This window comes from Serratia nevei, assembly GCF_024160145.1.
Lineage (GTDB): Bacteria > Pseudomonadota > Gammaproteobacteria > Enterobacterales > Enterobacteriaceae > Serratia > Serratia nevei_A.
This window is the reverse complement of sequence record NZ_JAMYWQ010000004.1, coordinates 22564-42927: the sequence shown is the minus strand read 5'-3', so window position 1 is coordinate 42927 and position 20364 is coordinate 22564. Positions and strand designations below refer to the sequence as shown.

Annotated in this window: 17 protein-coding genes; 13 read left to right on the top strand and 4 right to left on the bottom strand. The window is 60.6% G+C overall.

Going from position 1 to position 20364, the window contains the following annotated elements; all coding sequences use genetic code 11:
* The first annotated feature begins 199 nt into the window (after nt 1-199).
* From clpP to M6G53_RS04855, 7 genes are all read left to right on the top strand, one after another.
* Entirely contained in the window at nt 200-823 is a 624-nt protein-coding gene (gene clpP, locus M6G53_RS04885; protein ID WP_016928858.1) for an ATP-dependent Clp endopeptidase proteolytic subunit ClpP, read from the top strand.
* A 143-nt stretch (nt 824-966) separates the two neighbouring features.
* Nucleotides 967-2238: an ATP-dependent protease ATP-binding subunit ClpX gene (gene clpX / locus M6G53_RS04880; RefSeq protein WP_004940354.1), complete on the top strand. Its 1272-nt coding sequence runs from the start codon at nt 967-969 to the stop codon at nt 2236-2238.
* 194 nt (nt 2239-2432) lie between these two features.
* Nucleotides 2433-4787, top strand: a complete 2355-nt coding sequence (gene lon, locus M6G53_RS04875; RefSeq protein WP_253329424.1) for an endopeptidase La — start codon at nt 2433-2435, stop codon at nt 4785-4787.
* Between the two features lie 216 nt (nt 4788-5003).
* A complete protein-coding gene (gene hupB / locus M6G53_RS04870; protein WP_004940351.1) occupies nt 5004-5276 on the top strand; it encodes a nucleoid-associated protein HU-beta in 273 nt (90 codons plus the stop codon).
* A 178-nt stretch (nt 5277-5454) separates the two neighbouring features.
* Nucleotides 5455-7338 (top strand): peptidylprolyl isomerase, encoded by a 1884-nt coding sequence (ppiD, locus tag M6G53_RS04865; RefSeq protein ID WP_253329422.1) that lies wholly within the window; start codon nt 5455-5457, stop codon nt 7336-7338.
* A gap of 138 nt (nt 7339-7476) precedes the next feature.
* Nucleotides 7477-7857 carry a ComEA family DNA-binding protein gene (locus M6G53_RS04860; RefSeq protein ID WP_253329420.1) on the top strand — a complete coding sequence of 127 codons (381 nt, stop codon included), beginning with the start codon at nt 7477-7479 and terminating at the stop codon, nt 7855-7857.
* A 154-nt stretch (nt 7858-8011) separates the two neighbouring features.
* Nucleotides 8012-8425 carry an acyl-CoA thioesterase gene (locus tag M6G53_RS04855; protein ID WP_253329418.1) on the top strand — a complete coding sequence of 138 codons (414 nt, stop codon included), beginning with the start codon at nt 8012-8014 and terminating at the stop codon, nt 8423-8425.
* A gap of 35 nt (nt 8426-8460) precedes the next feature.
* Here the strand turns inward: M6G53_RS04855 and queC are convergent, their stop codons facing one another.
* The gene (gene queC, locus M6G53_RS04850) at nt 8461-9159 is read right to left on the bottom strand and encodes a 7-cyano-7-deazaguanine synthase QueC (RefSeq protein WP_253329416.1); all 699 of its coding nucleotides are present in this window, start codon (nt 9157-9159) and stop codon (nt 8461-8463) included.
* A 115-nt stretch (nt 9160-9274) separates the two neighbouring features.
* Nucleotides 9275-10990 carry an SgrR family transcriptional regulator gene (locus M6G53_RS04845; protein WP_253329414.1) on the bottom strand — a complete coding sequence of 572 codons (1716 nt, stop codon included), beginning with the start codon at nt 10988-10990 and terminating at the stop codon, nt 9275-9277.
* A gap of 104 nt (nt 10991-11094) precedes the next feature.
* Here M6G53_RS04845 and cof point away from each other — a divergent pair, with 104 nt between their 5' ends.
* Nucleotides 11095-11919, top strand: coding sequence for an HMP-PP phosphatase (gene cof, locus M6G53_RS04840; RefSeq protein ID WP_253329412.1), 825 nt, complete (start codon nt 11095-11097; stop codon nt 11917-11919).
* 60 nt (nt 11920-11979) lie between these two features.
* On the opposite strand, the gene M6G53_RS04835 is transcribed toward cof, so the two are convergent.
* Nucleotides 11980-13020: a PLP-dependent cysteine synthase family protein gene (locus M6G53_RS04835; RefSeq protein ID WP_253329410.1), complete on the bottom strand. Its 1041-nt coding sequence runs from the start codon at nt 13018-13020 to the stop codon at nt 11980-11982.
* Nucleotides 13021-13142: 122 nt separating this feature from the next.
* Here M6G53_RS04835 and M6G53_RS04830 point away from each other — a divergent pair, with 122 nt between their 5' ends.
* The 5 genes from M6G53_RS04830 (at nt 13143) to amtB (ending at nt 19186) form a co-directional block, all read left to right on the top strand.
* On the top strand, nt 13143-13604 hold the full coding sequence (locus M6G53_RS04830) for an Lrp/AsnC family transcriptional regulator (RefSeq protein ID WP_004940330.1): 462 nt from the start codon (nt 13143-13145) through the stop codon (nt 13602-13604).
* Between the two features lie 92 nt (nt 13605-13696).
* Nucleotides 13697-15472 carry a multidrug efflux ABC transporter permease/ATP-binding subunit SmdA gene (gene smdA / locus M6G53_RS04825; protein ID WP_253329408.1) on the top strand — a complete coding sequence of 592 codons (1776 nt, stop codon included), beginning with the start codon at nt 13697-13699 and terminating at the stop codon, nt 15470-15472.
* Nucleotides 15465-17243 carry a multidrug efflux ABC transporter permease/ATP-binding subunit SmdB gene (smdB, locus tag M6G53_RS04820; RefSeq protein WP_253329406.1) on the top strand — a complete coding sequence of 593 codons (1779 nt, stop codon included), beginning with the start codon at nt 15465-15467 and terminating at the stop codon, nt 17241-17243. The genes smdA and smdB overlap by 8 nt, the downstream gene beginning before the upstream one ends.
* A 281-nt stretch (nt 17244-17524) precedes the next feature.
* Nucleotides 17525-17863 carry a P-II family nitrogen regulator gene (gene glnK / locus M6G53_RS04815; RefSeq protein WP_253329404.1) on the top strand — a complete coding sequence of 113 codons (339 nt, stop codon included), beginning with the start codon at nt 17525-17527 and terminating at the stop codon, nt 17861-17863.
* A 36-nt stretch (nt 17864-17899) separates the two neighbouring features.
* The gene (amtB, locus tag M6G53_RS04810) at nt 17900-19186 is read left to right on the top strand and encodes an ammonium transporter AmtB (protein WP_253329395.1); all 1287 of its coding nucleotides are present in this window, start codon (nt 17900-17902) and stop codon (nt 19184-19186) included.
* 93 nt (nt 19187-19279) lie between these two features.
* Here the strand turns inward: amtB and tesB are convergent, their stop codons facing one another.
* On the bottom strand, nt 19280-20143 hold the full coding sequence (tesB, locus tag M6G53_RS04805) for an acyl-CoA thioesterase II (protein ID WP_253329393.1): 864 nt from the start codon (nt 20141-20143) through the stop codon (nt 19280-19282).
* Nucleotides 20144-20364: the final 221 nt, after the last annotated feature.

Here is a 20364-nt window from a genome sequence, read left to right as displayed (position 1 = left end):
TTGAAATCGCGCCGGTATCCCCCAATCTGTAAAGAATAATTCTGGGGCTGTTTGCCAAAGTGCGCGGGATGAAATAACCGTCGGGTACGTGTGGCGCGGGTCGAATGCTTGAGCATAGTCATCATGGCCGTTCTCAAGTAGAATCGGCGTATTAGGGTGACACCCTGGCCGCCAAGGCAATTTCTATTAGGAGACGGTAATGTCATACAGTGGCGAACGAGATCAATTTGCACCGAACATGGCGCTGGTGCCGATGGTGGTAGAGCAGACTTCACGCGGGGAGCGTTCTTACGACATCTATTCCCGCCTGCTGAAAGAGCGCATCATTTTCCTGACCGGCCAGGTGGAGGATCACATGGCCAACCTGATCGTGGCGCAAATGCTGTTCCTCGAAGCGGAAAGCCCGGAAAAAGACATTTTCCTCTACATCAACTCGCCGGGCGGGGTGATCACCGCGGGCATGTCGATTTACGACACCATGAAGTTCATCAAGCCGGACGTCAGCACCATCTGTATGGGCCAGGCGTGCTCGATGGGCTCCTTCCTGCTGACCGCCGGCGCCAAAGGCAAACGTTTTTGTCTGCCGAACTCGCGCGTGATGATTCACCAGCCGCTGGGCGGCTACCAGGGCCAGGCGACGGACATCGAAATCCACGCGCGTGAAATCCTCAAGGTGAAAGCGCGCATGAACGAACTGATGGCCGAGCATACCGGCCAGCCGCTGGAGCAGATCGAGCGCGATACCGAGCGCGATCGCTTTATGACCGCGGAAGAAGCCGTGGAATACGGCCTGGTTGACGGCATTCTGACACACCGCAGCTAGAACCACGCGGCGCCGATGGACTATAGTAATCAGAGTGGGCAGGGGCTCGCTCTGATGTGGCCCCTCGGCGTTCCCGATATGAGTTTGGGCGCACTGCCGCCGTGATTTTCCTGCGGGACAAGACTAAAGAAGAGGTTTGACTGATGACAGATAAGCGCAAAGACGGTTCAGGAAAGCTGCTGTACTGCTCTTTTTGCGGCAAAAGCCAGCATGAAGTGCGTAAGCTGATTGCCGGGCCGTCAGTGTATATCTGCGATGAATGTGTTGATCTGTGTAACGACATTATTCGCGAAGAGATTAAAGAAGTTGCCCCGCATCGTGAGCGCAGTGCGCTGCCGACGCCGCACGAAATTCGCCACCACCTTGATGACTACGTCATCGGCCAGGAGCAGGCGAAGAAAGTGCTGGCGGTTGCGGTGTACAACCACTACAAACGCCTGCGCAACGGCGATACCAGCAACGGTATCGAGTTGGGCAAGAGCAACATCTTGCTGATCGGCCCGACCGGCAGCGGCAAGACCCTGCTGGCGGAAACGCTGGCGCGCTTCCTGGACGTGCCGTTCACCATGGCCGACGCCACCACGCTGACCGAAGCCGGTTACGTGGGCGAGGACGTGGAAAATATTATCCAGAAGCTGTTGCAAAAATGTGACTATGACGTGCAGAAAGCGCAGCGCGGCATCGTTTATATCGATGAAATCGATAAGATTTCCCGCAAGTCTGACAATCCGTCGATCACGCGTGACGTCTCGGGTGAAGGCGTGCAGCAGGCGCTGCTGAAGCTGATTGAAGGCACCATCGCCGCGGTTCCGCCGCAGGGCGGGCGTAAGCATCCGCAGCAGGAATTCCTGCAGGTCGACACCTCCAAGATCCTGTTTATCTGCGGCGGCGCATTCGCCGGCCTGGATAAGGTGATCGGTCAGCGCGTCAACACCGGCTCCGGCATCGGCTTCGGCGCGACCGTCAAGGGCGAGTCCGAGAAGGCCACCGAGGGCGAACTGCTGCTGCAGGCCGAACCGGAAGATCTGATCAAATTCGGTCTGATCCCAGAGTTCATCGGCCGTCTGCCGGTGGTGGCGACCCTGAGCGAGCTGAGCGAAGATGCGCTGATTCAGATCCTGAAAGAGCCGAAGAACGCCCTGACCAAGCAGTACCAGGCGCTGTTCAATCTGGAAGGCGTGGAGTTGGAGTTCCGCGACGAAGCGCTGAACGCCATCGCCAAGAAAGCCATGGCGCGCAAAACCGGCGCTCGCGGCCTGCGTTCCATCGTGGAAGGCGCGCTGCTCGACACCATGTACGATCTGCCGTCGATGGACAGCGTAGACAAAGTGGTGATCGACGAGTCGGTGATCGCCGGCCAATCCAAGCCGCTGCTGATTTACGGCAAGCCGGAAGCCCAGGCGTCTGGCGAATAATTAGCCAGTTAAACCAGCGTGTTATCAGCAAAATGGGGGATTTCATCCCCCATTTCTTTTTCCTGCATTCTTGCCGTTGAATGTAAGAGATTCATCCCCATATACTCATTAACCAGATTTTATGAAACGTTAGATGCTTGCGTCTCATGAGATTCCCCCTCAACCTGGCGGAAATTAAACTAAGAGAGAGCTCTATGAACCCTGAGCGTTCCGAACGCATTGAAATCCCCGTCCTGCCATTGCGCGACGTGGTGGTTTATCCGCACATGGTGATCCCGTTATTTGTTGGCCGGGAAAAATCGATTCGGTGCCTCGAAGCCGCAATGGATCACGATAAGAAGATCATGCTGGTGGCACAGAAAGAGGCCTCAACGGATGAACCTGGCATTAACGACTTGTTCTCGGTTGGCACCGTAGCGTCGATCCTGCAGATGTTGAAGCTGCCGGACGGCACGGTAAAAGTGCTGGTCGAGGGGCTGCAGCGCGCGCGCATCACTACGCTGTCCGACAGCGGCGAGCATTTCGCCGCGCAGGCGGAATACCTTGAGTCGCCTGCGATCGACGAACGCGAGCAGGAAGTGTTGGTGCGCACCGCGATCAATCAGTTTGAAGGCTATATCAAGCTGAACAAAAAAATTCCGCCGGAGGTGCTGACTTCACTGAACAGCATCGACGACGCCGCGCGCCTGGCGGACACCATCGCTGCCCACATGCCGCTGAAACTCAGCGACAAGCAGTCGGTGCTCGAGATGTCCGACATCACCGAGCGTCTGGAATACCTGATGGCGATGATGGAGTCGGAGATCGACCTGCTGCAGGTCGAGAAGCGCATCCGCAACCGCGTCAAGAAACAGATGGAAAAGAGCCAGCGCGAGTACTATCTGAATGAGCAGATGAAGGCGATTCAGAAAGAACTGGGCGAGATGGACGATGCGCCGGACGAGCACGAAGCGCTGAAGCGTAAGATAGATGCGGCCAAAATGCCGAAAGAGGCGCGCGAGAAAACCGAAGCGGAACTGCAAAAGCTGAAAATGATGTCGCCGATGTCGGCGGAAGCGACCGTGGTGCGCGGCTACATCGACTGGATGCTGCAGGTGCCGTGGAATGCGCGTAGCAAGGTGAAAAAAGACCTGAACAAGGCGCAGGAAGTGCTCGATACCGATCACTACGGCCTGGAGCGCGTCAAGGATCGCATCCTCGAGTACCTCGCGGTGCAGAGCCGCGTCAGCAAAATCAAGGGGCCGATCCTGTGTCTGGTCGGGCCGCCGGGCGTGGGTAAAACCTCGCTGGGGCAGTCGATCGCCAAAGCGACCGGCCGCGAGTACGTGCGCATGGCGCTGGGCGGCGTGCGCGACGAAGCGGAAATCCGCGGTCACCGCCGTACCTATATCGGTTCGATGCCGGGTAAACTGATCCAGAAAATGGCCAAGGTTGGGGTGAAGAACCCGCTGTTCCTGCTGGATGAGATCGACAAGATGTCTTCCGACATGCGCGGCGATCCGGCTTCCGCCCTGCTGGAGGTGCTGGATCCGGAACAGAACGTGGCGTTCAACGACCACTATCTGGAAGTGGATTACGATCTGTCCGACGTGATGTTCGTCGCCACCTCGAACTCGATGAACATTCCTGCGCCGCTGCTGGACCGTATGGAAGTGATCCGCCTGTCGGGTTACACCGAGGATGAGAAGCTCAACATCGCCAAGCAGCACCTGCTGCCGAAGCAGCTTGAGCGCAACGCGCTGAAAAAAGGCGAGCTGACGGTCGACGACAGCGCCATCATCGGCATCATTCGCTTCTACACCCGCGAAGCCGGGGTGCGCAGCCTGGAGCGTGAAATCTCCAAACTGTGCCGTAAAGCGGTGAAAACGCTGCTGATGGACAAGAAACTCAAGCATATCGAGATCAACGGCGACAACCTGAAGGATTATCTGGGCGTGCAGCGCGTCGATTACGGCCGTGCGGATACCGAAAACCGCGTGGGCGAAGTCACCGGGCTGGCGTGGACGGAAGTGGGCGGCGATCTGCTGACCATCGAAACCGCCTGCGTGCCGGGCAAAGGCAAGCTGACCTACACCGGTTCTCTGGGTGAAGTGATGCAGGAATCGATTCAGGCTGCGCTGACCGTGGTACGCGCGCGCGCGGAGAAATTGGGCATCAACGCCGATTTCTACGAGAAACGCGACATCCACGTGCACGTGCCGGAAGGGGCGACGCCGAAAGACGGCCCGAGCGCCGGTATCGCGATGTGCACCGCGCTGGTCTCCTGCCTGACCGGCAACCCGGTACGCGCCGACGTGGCGATGACCGGCGAGATCACGCTGCGCGGCCAGGTGTTGCCGATCGGCGGCCTGAAAGAGAAGCTGTTGGCGGCGCATCGCGGCGGCATCAAAACCGTGCTGATCCCTTACGAGAACAAGCGCGATCTGGAAGAGATCCCAGACAATGTTATCGCCGATCTGGAGATTCATCCGGTGCAGCGAATCGATGAAGTTTTGAACATTGCGTTGCAAAACCCGGCCTTCGGCGCACTGCCGGTAGCGGCAAAATAGTGACGAATCGCAAAAACCATTGATAAAACTTATACTGGCAAGCCATTTCGGACTTGCCAGTATTTTTTTGTCCCGCTAAGTTAGATCTCTGTCGGCCCGCGTTTTGCCATGCAGTCGGTGGCTTGCCAAGGTTCGATGGGATTGATATAACAGCTGCGCTGTCGCAACCGTAGGGATTTTTCGGTGCGACGATAGAATTCTAGAGGGGATGATAGAGTGAATAAGTCACAACTGATCGACAAGATTGCCGCAGGTGCTGATATTTCCAAAGCGGCAGCTGGACGTGCATTAGACGCAGTAATCGCTTCCGTTACCGACTCTCTGAAAGCAGGGGATGACGTGGCTCTGGTAGGTTTCGGTTCCTTCACCGTGCGTGAACGTTCGGCCCGTACCGGCCGCAACCCGCAGACCGGTAAAGAGATCAAGATCGCGGCAGCCAAAGTACCGGCCTTCCGTGCAGGGAAAGCGCTGAAAGACGCTGTAAACTGATTTAGCGTCTAACCGTTTAGCGTAACAGGGTTTTGTAATAAACAATCACCTGACGCAGCGGTGCTGGTAAGGTAAGATACAAGGCGCATCGGACTGATGCGCTTTTTTTATTTTTGTCGCAGGGAACGCGCCTGCACAAGGGTTGTTAATCCACATCACAGCGGAGTGTTGTCACACTATGATGGACAATTTACGCGCGGCTGCTAATCACGTCGTGCTCAAAATCATCCTGGCCCTGATCATCCTGTCATTCGTTCTGACCGGGGTGGGTAACTACCTGATCGGCGGCTCCGGCGATTATGCTGCGAAAGTAAATGGTCAGACGATCGAACGCGCTCAGCTGGAACAGGCTTTCCAAAGCGAGCGCAGCCGCATGCAGCAGCAGCTGGGTGACCAGTTCTCCGCGCTGGCCGGCAACGAAGGCTATATGCAGCAGATGCGCCGTCAGGTGTTGTCCCAGTTGATCGACAACATGCTGCTCGACCAGTACGCCAAGAAGCTGGGCCTGGCGGTCAGCGACGATCAGATCAAGGACGCCATCCGCAAGGCGCCTTACTTCCAGACCAACGGCCAGTTCGATAACGCCAAATACCTCGACCTGATCGGCCGCATGGGCTACACCGCCGACAACTTCGCGCAGTCGATGCGCCAGCAGCTGGTCAATCAGCAGCTGATCCAGGCCTTCGGCGAGTCCGGCTTCGTGCTGCCGTCTGAATCGCAAGCCATGGCGGCGCTGGTGCTGCAGGAGCGCGACGTGCGCCTGGCCACCATCGATTTGAAAGCGCTGCAGGCGAAACAGAGCGCCGGCGATGACGAACTGAAGGCGTATTACGATCAGAACAAAAACAGCTTCATCGCCCCGGAGCAGGTGAAGGTGAGCTATATCCCGCTGGACGCCGCGTCCATGCAGGACAAGGTGAAAGTGAGCGAAGAAGACATCAGCGCTTACTACGACCAGCACAAGAGCAGCTACGGCCAGCCGGAGCGTAAAAACTACAGCGTGATCCAGCTGAAAACCGAGGCGGAAGCCAACGCCGCGCTGGACGAGCTGAAGAAGGGCGCCGATTTCGCCACCCTGGCGAAAGAGAAATCCACCGACATCATCTCACGCCGCACCGGCGGCGAGCTGGGTTGGCTGGAGCCGGAAACCACCGCCGACGAGCTGAAGCAGGCTAACCTGACCGAGAAGGGGCAGCTGTCCGGCGTGGTGAAATCTTCCGTCGGCTTCCTGATCGTGCGTTTGAACGATATCGAACCGGAGAAAGTGAAGCCGCTGAGCGAAGTGCATGACGCCATCGCCAAGCAGGTGCAGCAGGAGAAAGCAGTAGACGCGTATTACGCGCTGCAGCAGAAGGTGAGCGAAGCGGCGACCAGCGATAACGAATCCCTGACCTCGGCTGAAGAAGCGGCCGGCGTGAAAGCGGCGCAAAGCGACTGGTTCACGCGTGACAACATCCCTGCCGCGCTGAACTTCAAGCCGGTTGTGCAGGCGATCTTCGACGGTTCGCTGATCGGCGAGAACGGCGCGCCGGGCAGCAACTCCGACGTGATCACCGTAGACGGCGACCGCGCCTTCGTGGTGCGTGTGAGCGGCCACAAGCCGGAAGGCATCGAACCGTTCGACCAGGTGAAAGACCGCGTAGCGGAACTGGTGAAGCGCAACAAAGCGGTGCAGGAAGCGAAACTGCAGGGCGAGAAGCTGCTGGTTGAGCTGAAGCAGGGCAAGGGCGACGAGGCGATGAAAGCCGCCGGCCTGAGCTTTGGCGCCGTGCAGAAGATGGCGCGCGCGCCGGAAGACAGCCAGCTGGTGGAGAGCGTGTTCGCGCTGCCGCACCCGCAGGAAGGCAAACCGGTGTACGGCATGTCGCAGGATCGCCAGGACAACGTGGTGCTGATCGCGCTCGATGCGGTGAAGCCGGGCACGCTGCCGGAAGACGAAATGAAAACCTTCGTCGGCAAGATGGAAGAGGGCGCGACCGGCGTCTCCTTCGATTCGCTGCTGGCGAGCCTGCGTAAAGAAGCCAAGATCAAAATGGGGGCCGCTGAGCAACAGCCTCAGTAATCGCCGCATTTTTCTGCAACGCAGTGCAACAAACAAAGGCCGCCTTCGCGGCCTTTTCCACATCTGACATCCGTCGATTGCTGAATATCCGCCGCCGCGGCAAGGTAGCCTTGCTGTCACACACAAGGAGGATACAGCATGCAACATTCAGAGAAAAAAGCGTTTTTCGGTTACCATCGTTACGTTAACGCCGCGCTGGCAGCGCTGTTGTTGTGCCTGGCGGGGCCGGCCGCCGCGGCGGGAAAAACCGAGGCGTCGGCGCCCATGCTCTCAACACCGGCGAGCAATGGCGGGCAATCGGTGATGACAAAGGCAACTGAAGAGGTGGCGGTCAGCATCAATCAGGCTACTGCCGAACAGCTGGCCGCCGCCTTGAGCGGCGTCGGTCTGAAGAAGGCGGAGGGCATCGTGCGTTACCGCGAGCAGAACGGGCCGTTCACCCAGGTTGAACAGTTGCAGGAAGTTCCGGGCATCGGGCCGGCACTGTTTGAGAAGAACCGCAGCCGGCTGAAAATGTGATCCCGCTCGCGGCCGTGTGGCAAAATGCCGCTGAGGCCGTGACTCCTCTGCTACATTTTACAGGTCTTACCAGTTTGGCGCGTTGACCAAACGGGCGAGGGAGCCGATGCGGCTCCCTTTTTCTGTAATCACCAGGCAGGAGCGATCGTTCCCTATGCAAACCTTTATCAAAGTTCGCGGTTATCACCTTGATGTTTACCAGCATGTTAACAACGCCCGCTATCTGGAGTTTCTGGAAGAGGCGCGCTGGGAGTGGCTGGAGAACGAGGCCGGGTTCCGCTGGATGACGGAAAACAACATCGCTTTCATCGTGGTGAATATCAATATCAATTACCGCAGCCCGGCGGTATTGGGGGATAAGCTGCGTATCGACAGCCAGATGGTGCAGCTCAACGGCAAGAGCGGGGTGCTGAGCCAAAAGGTGACGCAGGATCCGACGGGGACGCCGGTGGCCGATGCGCTGCTGACTTTCGTGTGCGTCGATCTGAAAACCCAGCGGGCGCTGCCGATCGAAGGGGAATTGCGCGAGCACCTGGAGGCGCTCACGCCGAAGGATAATCCACTGTAAGCTCACGGGCGGCAGAGGCTGCCGCCGTCACTGTCTCACGCCAGACCGGCCTTTTGTTTCAACGCCGCCATCACTTCCGCCTGGTTGGCCCGGTACTGCGTCAGGCCATTGGCGCGCAGGTTGCAGGCGGCGCATTCACCGCAGCCGTCACCCTTGATGCCGTTGTAGCAGGTCAGCGTATCCTGACGCACCCGGTCCAGCTGGTGGTAATAATCCGCCAGCGCCCAGGTCTCGGCCTTGTTCAGCCACATCAGCGGCGTTTCGAAGCGGATATCGCGGGCGATACCCAGTGCCACCGCTTTGTTCAGCGCTTTAACGAACTCGTCGCGGCAATCCGGGTAGCCGGAGAAATCGGTTTCGCACACGCCCGTGATCACCGCTTCCGCTTCCACCTGGTAGGCGTAGATCGCCGCCAGTGTCAGGAACAGGATGTTGCGGCCCGGCACGAAGGTGCTCGGCAGCGCATTTTTCTGGTTGGGATCGTAGGCGGGAACCGGAATATTGTCGCGCGTCAGGCTGCTGACGGCCAGCTCATTGAGCAGTGTCACGTCCAGCACCTTGTGCGCCTTGGCGCCGAGGGCCACCGACAGCGCTTGAGCCACTTCAATCTCGGCGCGATGACGCTGGCCGTAATCGAAGGTGACGCAGTGAACTTCGTCATACTGTTGCAATGCCTGGATCAAGCAGGTCGTGGAGTCTTGTCCACCGCTAAAAACGACAACCGCGCGCTTCATAAAATCACCTTTTTGGGCTTTGGCCATTCCCGATACACATTCGGGCGGCAGGATAAAAATTGCGTTGCGGCGACAATAGTAGCAGAAAGAGCCGCCAGGCGCAGGGCGGTTCGGCTTAGGCCGGGGCGTCGTCCACCGGCGGCGGCAGCCACGCCTGGCAAAAATCGAACCAGCCGTGGGCGGTCAGCGTGACGCCATGCATGCGCGGCGGCGCGCTGATCTGGTACTGGTAGTGAAACAGCGGTGTGATGATGGCGGCGGCCATCAGCCGTTGATAATAAGCCTGCAGCTGTGCGAAGCGCGGTTGCTGCGCCTGCAGCTGCTGGATCTGCCGCAGCGTCTCCTGTTGCTGCTGCCAGCGGCTTTCCGTCAGGATGCCGCGCCACAGCGTATCCTGCCGCAGCCAACTTTCCAGCGTCGCCTCCGGCGCTTCGCCGATCAGGTTATCCGCCAGCAGCAGGTCGGCCTGGGCGATCTGCGCCTCGCTTTGCCAGCGTTTGCCGGCGTAGTAGCGCACCTCCAGCTCGCAGCCGTGCTGCGCCAACAACCGTTGCAACGCGACCGTCACCGTTTCCAGCTCGACCGGCGGCCGATACAGCAGCGTCAGCCGGGCAGGCAGGGGGACATCTTCCTCAATCCGTTGGCTGGGGATACGCCAGCCGGGCAGCATTTCATGACTGGGGGTGATCACGCTGTTGGGGATCGGCAGACGGCTCAGCAGGCCGGACTGTTGGATCAGCATCAGCAGCTTTTGCCCCTGGGCTTCGCTCAGCACGCCGTGGCGCAGGTTCAGCGCCAGGTAGCACCAGCCCAGGCTCATGCTGCGCTGCACCGGCCGGGCCTGTGCCAAATCGTCTTGCTGGCCGATGGTGATGCGCACCGGATGCTGGCAGCTGGTGTCGGCGCCGGCGGTGGGCAGGTCGGGGGTGATCCAGTATTCGATGGTGTCCAGATACGGATGCTGCAGATGGTAACCGGCGTGCTGTTCCAGCCGCACCAGCTGCGGTTCATTCAATGCCAGCTTGAACGGGCCGGCGCCGATGGCCGGCAGCTCCGGGTGGGTCATCAGGCAAGGCAGCTCCGCCAGCCGGTGGGCCAGCCAGTAGTCCGCCAGGTGCAGATCGAACTGGATGCACAGCGGATGCGGCAGGCTGATGTGCGCGACGTTGGCCAGGCTGGGTTGGCTGCGCGGGTGGCGCTGCAGTTTTTCCAGCGTTTGCAGCAGCTGTTGGCCGGTCAGCGCTTCACCGTTGTGCCAGCGCAGCTGGCTGCGTAGAAAGAAGCGCCAGCGCAGGCCGTGCTCGCCAATCTGCCAGTGGTGCGCCAGATCGGGTTGCGGTTCCGGGTTACCGGTCATCAGGCGGGTCAGCCCGGCGTGCAGGGTCGATACCAGATGTTGCTCGGCGCGGCCGGTCAGCGTGAGTGGGTCGAGCGCTTCCAGCGTGCGGTAATAGGGAATGCGCAGCGTCGGGCTGCCGGCCTGCCATTGCCCGCCGAGGTGCGGGCTGAGCAGATCCTGCAGGTGCTGCGGATCGAGCTGCGCCATCTCCAGCGCCCCCTGATGGTTGCCCTGTTGCAGCAGCTGTTGCAGCAGCTGCGCGCGCAGTTCATCCGGGGTTTTCAGGCAGTGCAGGCGGGCGCGTTTGCCGCGGCCGGGCTGCGAATGCCAGCTCAGCCAGCCCTGATCCTGCAGCTGTTGCACCAGCGTGCGGGCGTGCCGTTCGCTGCAGTAGAACATCGCCGCCAGCTCGCCGATCGTCACGGCGACCGGCACGTTGCCGAGCTGTTGGTACAGGCGTTGATATTGGCTGAGACGGTGAACCAGGCGCATGGGCAAAAATCCGGAACAGTTTTTTCAAATTGTTCACTATTACTTCCGCAAATACCATCCCATACTGCACGGATTGTAATCGCGTTCACATTCAAGAGGTCTTTATGTATCGCCTGGCAGCTTTCGATATGGACGGCACGCTGTTGATGCCGGATCACCGGGTTGGCCCGGAAACGCTGGCGGTGCTGAACCAGCTGGTGGAGCGGGAGATGGTGGTGACGTTCGCCACCGGGCGGCATTACCTCGACGCGCAGCCGATCATGGCGCAGCTGGGGTTGCGGGGTTACCTGATCACCGGCAACGGCACGCGAGTGTATGACAACCGCGGCCAACAGCTGCACGCCACCGATCTGCCGGCGGCGGTCGCCGAAGAGGTGCTGCATCATCATTGGCGCACCCGCGCCAGCATGCATGTGTTCCGCGATGAAGGTTGGCTGACCGAGTTTCCCGTGCCGGAAGAGATGCTGCGGGCGCACCACCTGAGCGGCTTTCGTTTTCAGCTGGCCGACGTGCGCCGCCTGCCGGCGTTCGGCAACAGCAAGGTGTGCTTTGTCGCGCCGCATGAGGAGCTGTTGGCGTTGCAGGTGCAGCTGCGGGCACAGCTGGGCGACGAGGCAGACCTGTGCTTTTCCGCTTACGACTGTCTGGAAGTGCTGCCGCTCGGTTGCAACAAAGGCACGGCGCTGGACCGGCTGAGCCGCCATCTGGGGCTGACGATGGCCGACTGCATGGCGTTCGGCGACGCGATGAACGACAAAGAGATGCTGGGGGCGGTGGGGCACGGCGTGGTGATGGGCAACGCCCTGCCGCAGCTGAAATCCCTGCTGCCGCAGCTACCGGTTATCGGCCATTGCCAGCAACAGGCGGTGGCCCACTATTTACAACATTGGCTGCGTTCACCTTGCCTCACCTATTCCCCCGAAGAATGAGGTTCTCCTTACAGCCGGCCGGGTTTGACTACCCGGCTTTTTTTTATCCGGAGCCTGGCGTTACAAATCCGCCAGCTGCGCCAGATACGGCTGTAGATCGCCGATGTTGTTGCTGACCCATTCCGGGTTGTAATAGGTATCCAGATAACGCTCGCCGCTGTCGCACAGCAGGGTGACGATCGACCCTTGCTCGCCGTTTTCCCGCATCTGTTTCGCCAGCTGCAGCGCGCCCCAGACGTTGGTGCCGGTGGAGGCACCGACCTTGCGGCCGAGCACGGCTTCCAGCCAGTGAATGGTGGCGACGCTGGCGGCATCCGGCACCCGCAGCATGTTGTCGACCACCGAAGGGATGAACGACGGCTCGGCGCGCGGGCGGCCGATGCCTTCGATACGGCTGCCGCAGCTGCCGATCAGAGTGCGATCGCCGTGGTGGAAGCAGTCATAGAACACCGAGTTTTCCGGATCGACCACCGTCAATTGGGTGTCGTGCCCCTGATAGCGGATGTAGCGCCCCAGCGTGGCGGAGGTGCCGCCGGTGCCGGCGCTCATCACGATATGTTTCGGCACCGGGAAGGGTTCACGCGCCATCTGGCGGAAGATGCTGTCGGCGATGTTGTTGTTGCCGCGCCAGTCGGTGGCGCGTTCGGCGTAGGTGAACTGGTCCATATAGTGGCCGTCCAGCTCTTTCGCCAACTGTTCGGAGGCGGCGTAGATCTGGGCGGCGTGATCGACGAAGTGACAGCGGCCGCCGTAAAAGGCGATCTGCTCCACCTTGCGGCGCGCGGTGCAGGACGGCATCACCGCGATGAACGGCAGGCCGATCAGGCGGGCGAAGTAGGCTTCGGACACCGCGGTGCTGCCGGAAGAGGCCTCGATGATGGTGGTGTTCTCGGTGATCCAGCCGTTGCACAGGCCATAAAGGAACAGCGAGCGCGCCAGGCGGTGTTTCAGGCTGCCGGTCGGGTGGGTGCTCTCGTCCTTCAAATACAGGCAGATGCCGGGAAACGCCGGCAGGTTCAGGCGAATCAGGTGCGTATCGGCGGAGCGCTGAAAATCCGCTTCTATTTCACCGATAGCATATTTTACCCAAGAGTTTGTCATGATTTGGCCTCAAAATAGGGGGCTGGTTTATGGCGTAGCATAGCCTGTCGACAGGAAAAAAGGATTGCCATTTTCCCTGTTTAATCGCCTAATGAGAGAAAATTTTTCTCCTGGTGGCCGCTATGTTAGATAAAACAGACCGTAAGCTGCTGTGCATGCTGCAGCAAGATTGCACCCAGTCGCTGCAGGCGCTGGCCGATGCGGTCAATTTGACCTCGACGCCGTGCTGGAAACGGCTGAAGCGCCTGGAAGACGAGGGCTATATCCGCGGCCGGGTGGCGCTGCTGGATAACGAAAAGCTCGGCCTGGGGCTGACGGCGTTCGTGCTGATCAAGACCCAGCAGCACAGCAGCGAGTGGTATCAGGCGTTTGTGCAACTGACCAGCCAGATGCCCGAAGTGCTGGCGTTCTACCGCATGGCGGGGGAGTACGACTATCTGATGCAGGTCGAAGTGGCGGACATGAAAAGCTACGACGGCTTCTATAAGCGCCTGGTGAATGGCGTACCGGGCCTCATCGATGTCACCTCAAGCTTTGCCATGGAAAAAATCAAATACACCACCGCGCTGCCGGTGCCGGAGTGAAAAGTTCACCGGACGGGCGGCTCAACGGTGGTATCCTGCTCTGCTGAAGCAGAAAAAGAGACAAATCCCATAAAACCCTGGAATCAAACTGCGTGAGATTATTTGCACAAATCGGCTGGTACTTCCGCCGGGAGTGGCGCCGCTACCTCGGGGCGGTGGTATTGCTGATCGTCATCGCCATCCTGCAGCTGCTGCCGCCTAAGCTGGTCGGCATCATCGTGGACGGCGTCACCGAAAAACAGATGTCTACCGGCGTGCTGATGGCCTGGCTCGGGCTGATGATCGGCACCGCGATCGTCGTTTACCTGCTGCGCTATGTGTGGCGGGTGCTGCTGTTCGGCGCGTCCTACCAGCTGGCGGTCGAGCTGCGCGAAAACTTTTACCGCCAGCTCAGCCGGCAAAACCCGGCGTTCTACCTGCGCCACCGCACCGGCGATCTGATGGCGCGCGCCACCAACGACGTGGACCGCGTGGTGTTCGCCGCCGGCGAAGGCGTGCTGACGCTGGTGGATTCGCTGGTGATGGGGTTGGTGGTGCTGGTGGTGATGAGCACCCAAATCAGCTGGCAGCTGACGGTGCTGGCGTTGATCCCGATGCCGCTGATGGCGATCGCCATCAAATATTACGGCGACCAGCTGCATCAGCGCTTTAAATCGGCGCAGGCGGCGTTTTCCAGCCTGAACGATCAGGCGCAGGAAAGCATGACCAGCATCCGCATGATCAAGGCCTTCGGGTTGGAAGATCACCAATCCAACCGCTTTGCTGAGGTGGCGGCGCAGACCGGCGCCAAGAATATGCACGTGGCGCGGGTGGATGCGCGCTTCGATCCGACCATTTATATCGCCATCGGTGCCTCTAACCTGCTGGCCATCGGCGGCGGCAGCTGGATGGTGGTGAATGGGTCGCTGACGCTCGGGCAACTGACCAGCTTTGTGATGTACCTCGGCCTGATGATCTGGCCGATGCTGGCGCTGGCCTGGATGTTCAACATCGTCGAGCGCGGCAGCGCGGCCTACGGCCGCATCCGCAGCCTGCTCGACGAGGCGCCGGCGGTGCAGGACGGCCCGCAGGCGCTGCCGGCCGGGCGCGGCGTGCTGGAGGTGGAAATTCACGCGTTCCACTACCCGGAAAACCGACAACCGGCGCTGCATGACGTGGCGCTGACGCTGAAGCCGGGGCAGATGCTGGGGCTGTGCGGGCCGACCGGTGCCGGCAAGTCGACGCTGCTGTCGCTGATCCAGCGTCAGTTCGACGTCGACCAAGGGCAGATCCGCTATCACGGCCTGCCGTTGCCGCAGGTCAAACTCGACGACTGGCGTTCGCGGCTGTCGGTGGTGAGCCAGACGCCGTTCCTGTTTTCCGATACCGTGGCGAACAATATCGCGCTGGGCCATCCGGGGGCGACGCAGGCGCAGATCGAACAGGCGGCGCGGTTGGCCAGCGTCCATGAGGACATTCTGCGGCTGCCGCAGGGCTATGACACCGAGGTGGGCGAACGCGGCGTAATGCTGTCGGGCGGCCAGAAACAGCGCATCTCCATTGCGCGTGCGCTGCTGCTGGATGCGGAGATCCTGATCCTCGACGACGCGCTGTCGGCGGTGGACGGCCGCACCGAACACCAGATCCTGCACAACCTGCGCAGCTGGGGGCAAGATCGCACGGTGATCATCAGCGCGCACCGGCTGTCGGCGCTGGCTGAAGCCAGCGAGATCCTGGTGATGCAGCACGGTGGCGTAGCGCAGCGCGGCGATCCGGCGGCGCTGGCGGCGCAACCGGGCTGGTATCGCGATATGTACCGGTATCAGCAGCTGGAAGCGGCGCTGGACGAAGCGCCGGAAAACGGCGAGGAGGCGTTGGCCGATGAATAAAGTGCAAAAGCTGTGGCCGACGCTGAAGCGGCTGCTGGCCTATGGCTCGCCGTACCGTAAACCGCTGGGGCTGGCGGTGTTGATGCTGTGGGTCGCGGCGGCGGCGGAAGTCGCCGGGCCGATCCTGGTGAGCTATTTTATCGATAACTATGTCGCCAAAGGGCAGCTGCCGCTGATGATCGTCGGCGGGCTGGCGGCGGCTTACATTCTGCTGGAACTGCTGGCGGCGGCGCTGCACTATTTCCAGGCGCTGCTGTTCAACCAGGCGGCGGTGGGGGTGGTGCAGCGGCTGCGCACCGACGTGATGGACGCCGCGCTGCGCCAGCCGCTCAGCGCCTTCGACACGCAGCCGGTCGGGCAATTGATCTCGCGCGTTACCAATGACACCGAGGTGATCAAGGATCTGTACGTGATGGTGGTCTCCACGGTGCTGAAAAGCGCTGCGCTGATCGGCGCCATGCTGGTGGCGATGTTCAGCCTCGACTGGCGCATGGCGCTGGTGGCGGTCTGCATCTTCCCGGCGGTGTTTGTGGTAATGGGCATCTATCAATATTACAGCACGCCGATCGTGCGCCGGGTGCGCAGCTATCTGGCGGACATCAACGACGGTTTCAACGAAGTGATCAACGGCATGGGCGTGATTCAGCAGTTCCGCCAGCAGGTGCGCTTCGGCGAGCGCATGAGCGCCGCCAGCCAGTCGCATTATCTTGCGCGCATGCAGACCCTGCGGCTCGACGGCTTCCTGCTGCGGCCGCTGCTCAGCCTGTTTTCGGCGCTGGTGCTGTGCGGCCTGCTGATGCTGTTCGGCTTCAGCGGCGAGGGCGTGATTGGCGTCGGGGTGCTCTACGCCTTCATCAACTACCTGGGGCGCCTGAACGAACCGCTGATCGAGCTGACATCGCAGCAGTCGATCCTGCAGCAGGCGGTGGTGGCCGGCGAGCGCATCTTCGAGCTGATGGATCGCTGCCAGCAGAGTTACGGCGCCGACGATCGTCCGCTGGCCGGCGGACGCATCGACATCACCGATCTGAGCTTCGCCTACCGCGCGGACAAAAAGGTGCTGCAGCATATTTCGCTGGCGGTGCCTTCGCGCGGCTTCGTGGCGCTGGTCGGGCATACCGGCAGCGGCAAGAGCACTTTGGCCAACCTGCTGATGGGCTACTACCCGGTCAGCGAGGGGGAAGTGCGCCTCGACGGCCGCCCGATCTCCAGCCTGTCGCACCGCACGCTGCGCCAGGGCGTGGCGATGGTGCAGCAGGATCCGGTGGTGATCGCCGATTCGGTGCTGGCCAACGTCACGCTGGGGCGTAACATCGAGGAAGACGCCGTGTGGCGGGCGCTGGAAACGGTGCAGCTGGCGAGTCTGGTGCGCGGCTTCCCGCAGGGTATTCACACCCGGCTGGGGGAGCAGGGCAATAACCTGTCGGTCGGGCAGAAACAGCTGCTGGCGATGGCGCGAGTATTGGTGCAGGCGCCGCAGATCCTGATCCTCGACGAGGCGACCGCCAATATCGACTCGGGCACCGAACAGGCGATCCAGCGCGCGTTGCGTGCTATCCGCGAGCACACCACGCTGGTGGTGATCGCCCACCGGCTGTCGACCATCGTCGATGCCGATTCCATCCTGGTGCTGCATCGCGGCCAGGCGGTGGAGCAGGGCAACCATCAGCAGCTGCTGGCGCAACAGGGGCGCTACTACCAGATGTACCAGCTGCAGCTGGCGGGCGAACAGCTGGCGGAGGCGGTTCGCGAGGAGAGCCTGCCCGCCTGATTTCCGGGGGTCGCTAGCGCGGCCCTTCTTTCTTTCCAACGCACCACAAGCAGGCAACCCGCCTGTGCTACGCCCCCTTTCTGCACTTTTTCGACGCGATGCGCACCAAATCGGTGCGCATTATTTAACCCATTCAAGGTATCGGTACTGTGCGGCGGCGCGGCGGCGCCCGCGTTCCCGCTAATCCGTTGAATCATCATGCGAAATCAAATTTGGCACAGGCCTTGCTACATATCACGCGTACCAGGGGTGAGTTTGGGCTTAATTCGTGGAGGGGCAATATGAAGCTGGTGACCGTGGTAATCAAACCGTTCAAGCTGGAGGACGTGCGCGAGGCTCTGTCCTCCGTGGGCATTCAGGGGTTGACCGTAACCGAAGTAAAGGGCTTTGGCCGCCAGAAGGGGCACGCCGAGCTGTATCGCGGCGCCGAATATAACGTCAACTTCCTGCCCAAGGTCAAAATCGACATCGCCATCGCCGACGATCAGTTGGATGACGTGGTTGATGTGATTAGCAAAGCTGCCTACACCGGCAAAATCGGCGACGGCAAAATCTTCGTTGCCGAGTTGCAACGCGTGATCCGCATTCGCACCGGCGAAACCGACGAGTCGGCACTGTAACCACGAACTCAGTTTAGTGATGGGGATGGATTGATAATGAAAAGACTGTTATCCATGTTGGGCCTGAGTTCGGTAACCCTGGTTCCTTCTTTGGCCCTGGCCGCCCCGGCGGTCGCCGATAAGGCCGACAACGCCTTTATGATGATCTGCACTGCATTGGTGCTGTTCATGACGCTGCCGGGCATCGCGCTGTTTTACGGCGGCCTGCTGCGCGGCAAAAACGTGCTGTCGATGCTGACGCAGGTCACCGTCACCTTTGCGCTGGTCTGCGTGCTGTGGGTGCTGTATGGCTACAGCCTGGCGTTCAGCGAGGGCAATGCGGTGTTCGGCGGGTTCGAAACGGCGATGCTGAAAGGCATCGGCATCGACAGCGTCACCGGCAGCATCAGCCAGATGATCCACGTCGCCTTCCAGGCCTCCTTCGCCTGTATCACCGTGGCGCTGGTGGTGGGCGGTTTTGCCGAACGCATTCGCTTCTCGGCGGTGCTGATCTTCGCGATTGTGTGGTTCACGCTGTCTTATCTGCCGATCGCGCACATGGTGTGGGGCGGCGGCTACCTGGCCACCGACGGCGCCTTGGACTTCGCCGGCGGCACCGTAGTGCACATCAACGCCGCCAGCGCCGGGTTGGTCGGCGCCTACCTGATCGGCAAACGCGCCGGCTTCGGTAAAGAGGCCTTCAAACCGCACAACCTGCCGATGGTGTTTACCGGCGCGTCCATCCTGTATATCGGCTGGTTCGGCTTCAACGCCGGCTCCGCCAGCGCGGCCAACGGCATTGCGGCCCTGGCATTCCTCAACACCGTAGTCGCCACCGCGGGCGCCATTCTCTCCTGGACCTTCGCCGAATGGGTGCTGCGCGGCAAGCCTTCGCTGCTGGGCGCCTGCTCCGGCATGATCGCCGGGTTGGTTGCGGTGACGCCGGCGGCAGGCACCGTGGGCGTGGGCGGGGCGTTGATCATTGGCCTGGTGGGCGGCGTCGCCGGCCTGTGGGGCGTCGTGACGCTGAAGAAATGGCTGAAGGTGGACGACACCTGCGACGTGTTCGGCGTACACGGGGTGTGCGGCATCGTCGGCTGCCTGCTGACCGGCGTGTTCACCGCCGCTTCACTGGGCGGAACCGGCTACGCCGAAGGGGTGACGATGGGGCATCAGGTCTGGATCCAACTGGTGAGCGTGCTGATCACGCTGGTGTGGTCGAGCGTCGCCGCCTTTATCGCCTTCAAGATAGCGGGCGCCATGGTGGGCCTGAGAGTGCCGGAAGAGCAGGAACGCGAGGGGCTGGACGTTAACAGCCACGGCGAGAGCGCCTACAACCAGTAAGACGCGAAGCAGGGCAGTGCGCTAAAGACCAAAATAATAATGATGAAGCCATGAGGGGCGATGGAAACATCGCCCCTTTCTTTATGGTGCGGATCAGGCGTCGCGCTGGCGAATCACCCCTTCCTGTACGGTGGTGGCGACCAGTACGCCGTCGCGGGTGTAGATCTGGCCGCGTACAAAGCCCCGTGCGCCGGAAGCGGAGGAGCTCTCCACCGCGTACAGCAGCCAGTCATCCATGCGGAACGGACGATGGAACCACATCGAGTGGTCAATGGTGGCCACCTGCATGCCCGGTTCAAGGAAGCCGACGCCGTGCGGCTGCAGCGCCGTGGGCAGGAAGTTAAAGTCCGACGCGTAGCCCAGCAGGTATTGGTGGATGCGCGGATCGTCCGGCATGCTGCCGTTGGCGCGGAACCAGACGTAGCGATGCGGCTCTTCCACGCTGCCTTTCAGCGGGTTGTGGAATTTCACCGGGCGCATTTCGATCGGCTTCTGGCCGATAAATTTTTCGCGCACTTTTTCCGGCAGCATATGCGCCAGCTTCTGGGCGATCTCTGACTCGGACAGCAGCCCTTCCGGCGGCGGTACGTCCGGCATCCGGTTCTGGTGCTCAAAACCCGCTTCCGGGCTCTGGAAGGAGGCGGTCATATAAAAGATAGGTTTGCCGTGCTGGATGGCGCTGACGCGGCGTGCGCTGAAGCTGTTGCCGTCGCGCAGAGTTTCCACGTCGTAAACGATAGGCTTGCTGCTGTCGCCCGGGCGCAGGAAGTAGCTGTGGAACGAATGCACACTGCGATCGTCCGGCACCGTCTGTTTGGCCGCGTACAGCGCCTGGCCGACCACCTGCCCGCCGAACACCTGGCGCAGCCCCAAATCTTCACTCTGGCCGCGGAACAGCCCTTCTTCGATTTTCTCCAGATCCAGCAGATCGAGGAGGTTTTGCAATGCCTGGCTCATAAAGTTGTTACCTCTCTAATAATCATTTTGCGCAGTGTGCGGAATATCACGGCGCGGCGTCAACATCTTGCGTTAAGGGGCCGATAAGAATGTTCTTAATCGTGGGCGCTTTGGTCAGGCTGAGTGATTAATAGGCGGAGTAATGTGGATTTATCAGTGTTTTGTGCTAAGTTTAATGGGTGCGGTGGTGGAAGCCACCAACATGTTGATAATAAAAAAGG

Excerpts from the sequence above, each read along its gene's own strand:
- cof (WP_253329412.1), top strand. The coding sequence starts at position 11,095 with ATGTATCGCCTGGCAGCTTTCGATATGGACGGCACGCTGTTGATGCCG.
- clpX (WP_004940354.1), top strand. The coding sequence starts at position 967 with ATGACAGATAAGCGCAAAGACGGTTCAGGAAAGCTGCTGTACTGCTCT.
- smdB (WP_253329406.1), top strand. The coding sequence starts at position 15,465 with ATGAATAAAGTGCAAAAGCTGTGGCCGACGCTGAAGCGGCTGCTGGCC.
- queC (WP_253329416.1), bottom strand. The coding sequence starts at position 9,159 with ATGAAGCGCGCGGTTGTCGTTTTTAGCGGTGGACAAGACTCCACGACC.
- M6G53_RS04835 (WP_253329410.1), bottom strand. The coding sequence starts at position 13,020 with ATGACAAACTCTTGGGTAAAATATGCTATCGGTGAAATAGAAGCGGAT.
- M6G53_RS04860 (WP_253329420.1), top strand. The coding sequence starts at position 7,477 with ATGCAACATTCAGAGAAAAAAGCGTTTTTCGGTTACCATCGTTACGTT.
- M6G53_RS04855 (WP_253329418.1), top strand. The coding sequence starts at position 8,012 with ATGCAAACCTTTATCAAAGTTCGCGGTTATCACCTTGATGTTTACCAG.
- glnK (WP_253329404.1), top strand. The coding sequence starts at position 17,525 with ATGAAGCTGGTGACCGTGGTAATCAAACCGTTCAAGCTGGAGGACGTG.
- M6G53_RS04830 (WP_004940330.1), top strand. The coding sequence starts at position 13,143 with ATGTTAGATAAAACAGACCGTAAGCTGCTGTGCATGCTGCAGCAAGAT.
- tesB (WP_253329393.1), bottom strand. The coding sequence starts at position 20,143 with ATGAGCCAGGCATTGCAAAACCTCCTCGATCTGCTGGATCTGGAGAAA.
- M6G53_RS04845 (WP_253329414.1), bottom strand. The coding sequence starts at position 10,990 with ATGCGCCTGGTTCACCGTCTCAGCCAATATCAACGCCTGTACCAACAG.
- lon (WP_253329424.1), top strand. The coding sequence starts at position 2,433 with ATGAACCCTGAGCGTTCCGAACGCATTGAAATCCCCGTCCTGCCATTG.
- ppiD (WP_253329422.1), top strand. The coding sequence starts at position 5,455 with ATGATGGACAATTTACGCGCGGCTGCTAATCACGTCGTGCTCAAAATC.
- amtB (WP_253329395.1), top strand. The coding sequence starts at position 17,900 with ATGAAAAGACTGTTATCCATGTTGGGCCTGAGTTCGGTAACCCTGGTT.
- clpP (WP_016928858.1), top strand. The coding sequence starts at position 200 with ATGTCATACAGTGGCGAACGAGATCAATTTGCACCGAACATGGCGCTG.